This is a genomic window from Micromonospora sp. DT4 (assembly GCF_049841675.1).
In the GTDB taxonomy this organism is placed as follows: domain Bacteria; phylum Actinomycetota; class Actinomycetes; order Mycobacteriales; family Micromonosporaceae; genus Micromonospora.
On record NZ_JBNCKT010000183.1, the window covers coordinates 1 to 6,631 of the forward strand.

Here is a 6,631-nt window from a genome sequence, read left to right on the forward strand (position 1 = left end):
GATCTATTTGTCGAGGACCTTCCATCGACGTGTCTCGGCGTGACGTTCCGCCCCCAGCCAGTTACCCGACAGTCTCTGAGTCGCACTGCGCCTGGTGGCCGCGGTCCGAGAGGCCGGTCCGAGAGGTAGGTGTCTCGCTCTTCGCGCTAGAGCGGGCGCACACCGGCGAGCCCGGTCGAATCGTGCTGTCCGGGGTGGCTCACGATCTGACCGACCCCGCGAATCCCGACGTGCTCGCCCCGGCGACACTGGGTGCGCTCCGCCAGTTCGTGCGGCACGGCACCAGATAGCCGACGCCTGCTGTTTCTCCTGGTGACCTACGTCTCGGCCGCCCAGTCGAATTGTCGGCTTGCGGCACCCGTCATATGGGTGTGAGTACCAATTCCATCCATGACCTCGAACCGCAGCTGGCCGCGAACCGCCGCTTCTGGTGCGGCTGGGCGGGGGCCGAGCCGGACGCAGACCTTGCCATCTACCGTTCCGAAATCCCGCACCCTCTGTTCAACGGTGTGTTGCGGGTCCGAACCCAGTCGCTCGACGCCGCTGTCGCGGAGGCGAAGGAGCGGCTGGCCGGCACCACCTGGAGCTGGTGGGTCGGCGGTGACAGCGACGAGGACACGGCCGAGGGTCTGCTCGCCCGCGGCGCCCAGCAGATCATCGACATGCCGGTAATGGCCATCGACGTGAGGGCTGTCGCCGACGCTGAAGTACCCGCTGACCTCAAGATCGTTGAGGTGGTCGGACCGGACGAGATGGTCGGGTACGTCGGAGCGTATGCCGAGCCTCTCGGCTTCGGCGGCGACGTGCACGCTCAGGCCCAGCGGGAGCTGGCGTTCGACTACCCGGACGTGGTCCGGCTGGCCGGGGTCGTCGACGGCCGGACCGTTGGCACCTGCACTCTGTCGCTCGGCACCGAAGTCGGTGCGCTCTACTGCATCGCGACCCACGCGGGTTTCCGGCATCGCGGTGTCGCAACCGCGCTCACCCGGGAGGCCCTGCGCATCACCCGAGAGACCGGCCGGTCCGTCGTTACGCTTCAGGCGACCAGCGAAGGCGAGCCGGTGTACCGGAAGATCGGCTTCGAAGAGGTGTCCCGCTACCGCCTCTACCAGTTCCCGGCGTGACGGACCCGTTCGGCTTCAGATCCACGAAGGAGTCCGGCGGACAGCACAGTGCGAGCAGCATGGTCTCGCTGCTCGCACTGTGCTGTCGTGTCCACGAGCGTCGCGTCCGGACCAGTCTCGGGGCGACGGCTGAGCTCATCGCACGAGACCGCGCCAGGACCGTCCTTCCGTTCCCGGAAGCCGGGTCGTGTTCATGCGCTTGTCGATCTCGGCGAGTTGCTCCTCGGTCGGGTTGGGGCCGACCCGGCCGAGCTCCTCGAAGAGCTTTTCGTTACCAGCCGGCGCGCTGATGAACAGCACCTTCCCGCCGGTCTGTGTGACGAACGTGTGGTAGGCCCCGCGGGGAACGACCACCGTCGTGCCGGGCCCCCCGCGGAACTCGGCATCGCCCACCCGGAACTGGTACTCCCCCTCCAGAACGAACATGATTTTCATGAAGTCGTGGTGGGCATGGGGAGGGTTCTCGGTGATCACGTCGTGGTGGAACAGGAATGCACCGAGGGCCTCGCCGACCTCGGTGCCCCGCACCAGCATCTCCGGCCGATGCGGACCGTTGAGCTGAATCAGCTCTCCCTCTCCAGGTGCGACAGCCCAGCCGTCAGGACCCCAGTCGGCGTTCGTAGCCATCGTTGTTCCCCCTTGCTTCAGGTGTTGTGACGCGGCAATGGAGGATCGCCGCTGTCAACGGACCGTTCCCCGAGACTCGGGACGGCGCGAAACGACCACCCGACCCAGATTGGCCGTGGCGATGCGTATGTGCTCGAAGCCTTCGTCCGTCGCCTCCGCCTTCAGGCTCTCGGCCGTACGGGCGAATGGCACGTTCCAGCCGGAAAAGACCAGCCTGCGTAGGGCGAAGCCGAGCCGGGCGTCCTCGTCCTGAGGCTCGACCTCCATTTCCTGTTCGATCAAGATGCCACCAGGCTTGAGCGCACGCCTGATCATTCGTAGCGTGTCCGCACGCGTCTCGGCCGGAAAGAACGGCTGGGCCCAGAAACAGACGTCGAATGCGTCCGTCTCGTCAAATTCCCGGGCGTCGGTGGCAATGATACGAAGGCGGGCACCGAACGTCGCAGCCCGCCGTTGCGCTTCAGCGGCTACCGCGGGTTCGACCTCCAGACCGACACCGGTCATGCCCGGGAACATCGACGCTGCGGTCAACATGGCACCGGCCACACCGCAGCCGACGTCGAGCACCCGCCCGGAGTCGAGCGCCGACGCGAACTCCGGCAGCGCGTCGAGCATGCCGCGGTAGATTTCGCGGCCGCCCGGTCCGGGCCGCCACACGAATCCGCGGGCGATGGCCAGCGACTCCTCCTCGGTCGGGCGGGCGGGCTCCGACGCGTGGGCCGAGTCGCCGACGATCCGGATCATCGCAGAGGCGCGGGCAAGGATGTCGTCCAGTGCGTACAGTCCATCGTCGGCGATCAGCTCAGCGAACTCCGGGCGCAACTCAAGCAGTTCGTCCGTACGACGAACAACGCCGGCCGCTTCGAGGGCATCGAATGCGGCAGCGAGTCGCGTGTCCTCCATGCCGGTGAACACGGCCAATTCAGAAGTTGTACGAGGGCGGTTCAAGAATGTCAGCCAGCCACGCTCGTGCACTGCGGCCAACAGCGCCAGCGCCTGCGCTCCGTTCGACCAGGCAGCGACTCGCGCCTGCGCAGCTCTGGCGAGATTGCTGCGTTCAGCGGAGTCAAGCGGCTGATCAGTAGAGGGTTGGTTGTCTGTCATATCACGCCAGCTTTCCTTGACACAGGGGCCTTGCCTCGGGCGACGGCATCGTCCAACCGGCCAGCCAGTCGTGCGTGAAACCGTGGACCGCCTCGACCGGCCTTCCATAAGCTAGTGGCGCGTTGTTGACAAATAGTTGATCAGGATCGGCTATTCTCCTGGCCCTCACCAACGTCTTGTTCATCACTCTCGCCGTGCCCGAGTTGCAGGGCCAGATCGGCCAAATCGGTCCGCAGGCTGTCCGTGCCCCCGCCCTGAAATTCCCGGAGCACGGCATAGGCTCGTTCGAGGGCCCTCCTCGCGCCGTCCCTATCGCCGATCGTCATGAGCACTTCGGTGAGCTGCCGCAGCGCATCGAAATGATTCGGCCGGTGCCCGGCCCGGCCGGACGCTTGCGCGGAGAGCTCGAGTTGCTGCACCGCCTCATCGATACGACCGAGTTCGGCCAGGTTGCTCGCTATCACGTTCCGGATCTCACCTTCCTCGATCCCCCGCCCGATTTGCTGATTGACCTCCAGCACCTGCGTAAGAACCTTGATGGCCTCATTGAAATGCCTCATGTCCACCAGGTATTTTCCCTGGTGGAAGCGGCTGAGGTTCTCGGATCGACGATTGCCGAGGTCGCGGAACAAGGACAGCGCCCTACGGCTGTGCTCTATGGCGATGTCGTGCCGGCACAATGCACTGTAGACACGATGTAAGTTGGAGTGGACGAGCGCTTGCTCGAAGCGCATGCCTTCTTTCTCGTAAATCTGCAAAGCCTCGGCGAGCAGGCGGAGTGCTTCCTCGTTGTCGCCGAACGAATACCGGGCACCCGCCAGGCTCCGCAGCGAATGAGCCTCTCCTACGACATCGTGGTGCTGGCGCGCGGCGCGCAGCGCCCACCGCATGATGTCTTCCCAGTCCTGGTAGTAGCCGGCCCACTGCAGATACTGCTGCATGGTCAGCGCCAACTGCCACGGCACGATTGCGTAGCCGAGGTCGGCGGCGACCCGGACGGCTTCCTTCAGCATCTCCCGCCGGACCGCGAACCAACGGAACGCGTCGCTGTAGGTCAGGGGCCGCTCCGGCATCACGCCCGGCAAGGGCGGCGGGGGTTCGATCGGTGTCCGGTTGGGCTCGAGCATCACCTGCGCGTGGAAGCTGCTGTGCAAGTAGTGCTGCAGCAGGCGGCTGATCGCGGCCTGACGTTCCGGCAGCGGCTCGGTCTCTCGGAAAAGCTCCTCCGCGTAGGCTCTGACCAGCACGTGCGAGGTGAAACGGCCATCCTCATGCTCGGTGATCAAACCCATCTCCACCAATTCAGCCAAGGCTGCCTCGGTTTCTGCGGTCGTCCGTCCGGCCAGGCTGGTGCAGGATGCCAGGGACACACCCGGGCTCAATGTCACAGACGTCAGCCGGAACAGCCGCGCTGCGGCCGGGCTCAACTCGCGGTACGAGCAGGAGAACGCGGTCCGCGGGTCACTGACACCGCGCCCGCCGGGAAACGCGTGCAGACGACGGGCACCGTCGCGCAACTCGGCGACGACCTCCCCGAACGACAACTGCGGACGAGCGGTCATCCGTGCTGCCAGGATCGCCAAGGCCAGCGGCAGCCGGCCGCACAGCTCGATGATCTCGTCCACGGTTTCCGGTCGGCCGACATCCGTACGACGTGGCAGGTCGGTCAGCCGGCGCTCCAACAGCTCGCGCGAGGTTGGCAGGTCGGGAAGATCGACATTCAGCAAGTAGGCGCCCTCCAGCGCAGCCAGCCCGACCAGCGGTTGCCGGCTGGTGACCAGCACGAGGCTCTGCGGCGAGTTCGGCAGCAGCGGGCGAACCTGCGCGACGTCCCGGACGTTGTCCAGAACGACCAGGAACCGTTTGCCGATGGTCAGGCTGCGATACAAGCCGGTACGGGTATCGGCCGTGTCCGGAACATCGACAGAGGCAATGCCCAACCCGTACAGCAAGGATCGCAAGGCATCGCCGGCCGCGAGGCTCTTCTCCTCGCCCAGGTGGCCCTGGAAATCGAGGTAGAGCTGTCCGTCGGGGAACCGGCCGGCAGTCAGATGCGCGAAGTGCACCGAGAGTGTGGACTTGCCGACTCCTCCCATGCCGGCCATCGCGACCACCAGCGGGCTGGTTCGGTCCGCCGCCTGCCCGGCGGACACCAAGCCTGTGAGGGTGGCCAGTTCCCTTTCCCGACCCACAAACATCGGCAGGTCCGGCGGTAGCTGGGCCGGATGGAGCGTCGCGCGGACCTGCGGAGGCTCCACGTCGTCGTTCGCCTCGGGCATTGCAGCCTGGGTCAACGCCCGTCGCTGGGCATGCTGCAGGCCGGGTCCAGGGTCGATACCCAGTTCGGCGGCGAGTCGCGACCGAATCGCCTCGAAGGTAGCCAGCGCCTCCGCTTGGTGCCCCTGCGCCGCGAGCGTCGTCACCAGGCTGGCGTGGACGATTTCGTTGAGTCGCCCCATCTCCGCGGCCAGGCGCAGCGGGGCCAGCACCCGGCCGGGCTGGCCTTGCTGCACCGCCAACTCCGCCGCGGCCACCACCGCGTCGAAGAATTCACCGTCGATACCCGCGAGAATCGCCGACGCGGCCACGGTGTCCGCCAACACGCCGCCGGCCGTTCCCTGGCACAGGAACAACGCGTCGACGTAGTCGTCGAGTGCCTCGGCAGGCCGACCCTGTGCCAGCTTCGACTTCGCCGAGGACACGAGCCGGCGAAAGACGACCAGGTCGAGGGTCGCCGAGCCGACGACGAACCGATACCCCTCGCTGTGCCGCAACAGATAGGACCCAGGCGCCCGCAACGGCAATCCGGGCTCCAGCAGACGCCGCAACGCACCCACGTACTTGTGGATGATGTTCACCGCGCTGGCCGGCGGATCCGGGCCCCAGACTAGATCTATCAGGTCGACGATGGCTATCGGGCGCCCCACCCGAGCCATCAGAACCGCCAGCATGCAGCGTTGCTGACGCGGGCCTGCATTCAATTCGGTCTCGCCACGCCGAATCCGCAGGGGGCCCATGATCTGCAGTTGCAAAGCGTCCATGGGTTCCGGACTCGTTGGGATCACGCTGCTGCTCTTTCGAGAATCACTGCGTCCGACACCGTCCTATGCGTTCGCGATACCCCTCCGAGTGCGCCGACACGGCCTAAACTTCGACGACGTCGGCAACTACCGGATAGCCGACGCATCGTCCGCTGCGACTCGGACGCTGATATCCGGTTCGAAGAGCCGCGACATCGGCTCCACCAAGTTCATGACGCGGAAGAACGTCCGCGCCACAAGCGGATCATCGACTGTTCTCCAGGCGAGGCGGCTCGGATACTCCGTCTTCTCCGACGTCGGCGTCCCGTCCAGGAACAGGTGGTCATTGCTGGTCGTCAGCAACCATGGCTCCTGGATCACCGTGCCGCCCTCGGCGAAATATCGTGCGCTCAGCACGCGCGCTCCATGAGCACACCGCTGAGTGAACCATCGATGCAGAAGAGCGCCCGGCGGCTCTTCTACATTACTTCCCTCTGCCAGGCGTAACATCAGCCGGGCGCAGGACGATCAACTCCTTGAGGCTTCTCAGCAGAGCCCTCCGAAACAGTATACGCCACGCCCACCCGGACCAGCTGCATGGCGTGCGGTGTGACGGTGGACAGCACCGGAGGCATCAAACGGAATCTGAAACTGATTCGCGCCGGCGACGCGGAACCCCTCCGCGTCGCCGGCGTTGGTGGATCAGGCGCGGATGAAGGCGAGCAGGTCGGGGTTGATGACGTCTGCGTGGGTGGT

Annotated in this window: 5 protein-coding genes; 1 reads left to right on the top strand and 4 read right to left on the bottom strand. The window is 65.9% G+C overall.

Going from position 1 to position 6,631, the window contains the following annotated elements:
* Positions 1 to 371: 371 nt before the first annotated feature.
* The gene (locus tag ACLQ24_RS28020) at positions 372 to 1,124 is read left to right on the top strand and encodes a GNAT family N-acetyltransferase (RefSeq protein WP_425894742.1); all 753 of its coding nucleotides are present in this window, start codon (positions 372 to 374) and stop codon (positions 1,122 to 1,124) included.
* A 135-nt stretch (positions 1,125 to 1,259) separates the two neighbouring features.
* Here the strand turns inward: ACLQ24_RS28020 and ACLQ24_RS28025 are convergent, their stop codons facing one another.
* The 4 genes from ACLQ24_RS28025 to ACLQ24_RS28040 form a co-directional block, all read right to left on the bottom strand.
* Positions 1,260 to 1,751, bottom strand: coding sequence for a cupin domain-containing protein (locus ACLQ24_RS28025; protein ID WP_425894743.1), 492 nt, complete (start codon positions 1,749 to 1,751; stop codon positions 1,260 to 1,262).
* 54 nt (positions 1,752 to 1,805) lie between these two features.
* Positions 1,806 to 2,855 (bottom strand): SAM-dependent methyltransferase, encoded by a 1,050-nt coding sequence (locus ACLQ24_RS28030; RefSeq protein ID WP_425894744.1) that lies wholly within the window; start codon positions 2,853 to 2,855, stop codon positions 1,806 to 1,808.
* Between the two features lie 140 nt (positions 2,856 to 2,995).
* Positions 2,996 to 5,896, bottom strand: a complete 2,901-nt coding sequence (locus ACLQ24_RS28035; protein WP_425894745.1) for an AfsR/SARP family transcriptional regulator — start codon at positions 5,894 to 5,896, stop codon at positions 2,996 to 2,998.
* A gap of 126 nt (positions 5,897 to 6,022) precedes the next feature.
* Entirely contained in the window at positions 6,023 to 6,292 is a 270-nt protein-coding gene (locus ACLQ24_RS28040; protein ID WP_425894746.1) for a hypothetical protein, read from the bottom strand.
* Positions 6,293 to 6,631 lie beyond the last annotated feature (339 nt).

What these genes read in the sequence shown, in the direction of transcription:
- ACLQ24_RS28030 (WP_425894744.1), bottom strand. Translation starts at nt 2,855, where the DNA reads ATGACAGACAACCAACCCTCTACTGATCAGCCGCTTGACTCCGCTGAA.
- ACLQ24_RS28025 (WP_425894743.1), bottom strand. Translation starts at nt 1,751, where the DNA reads ATGGCTACGAACGCCGACTGGGGTCCTGACGGCTGGGCTGTCGCACCT.
- ACLQ24_RS28035 (WP_425894745.1), bottom strand. Translation starts at nt 5,896, where the DNA reads ATGGACGCTTTGCAACTGCAGATCATGGGCCCCCTGCGGATTCGGCGT.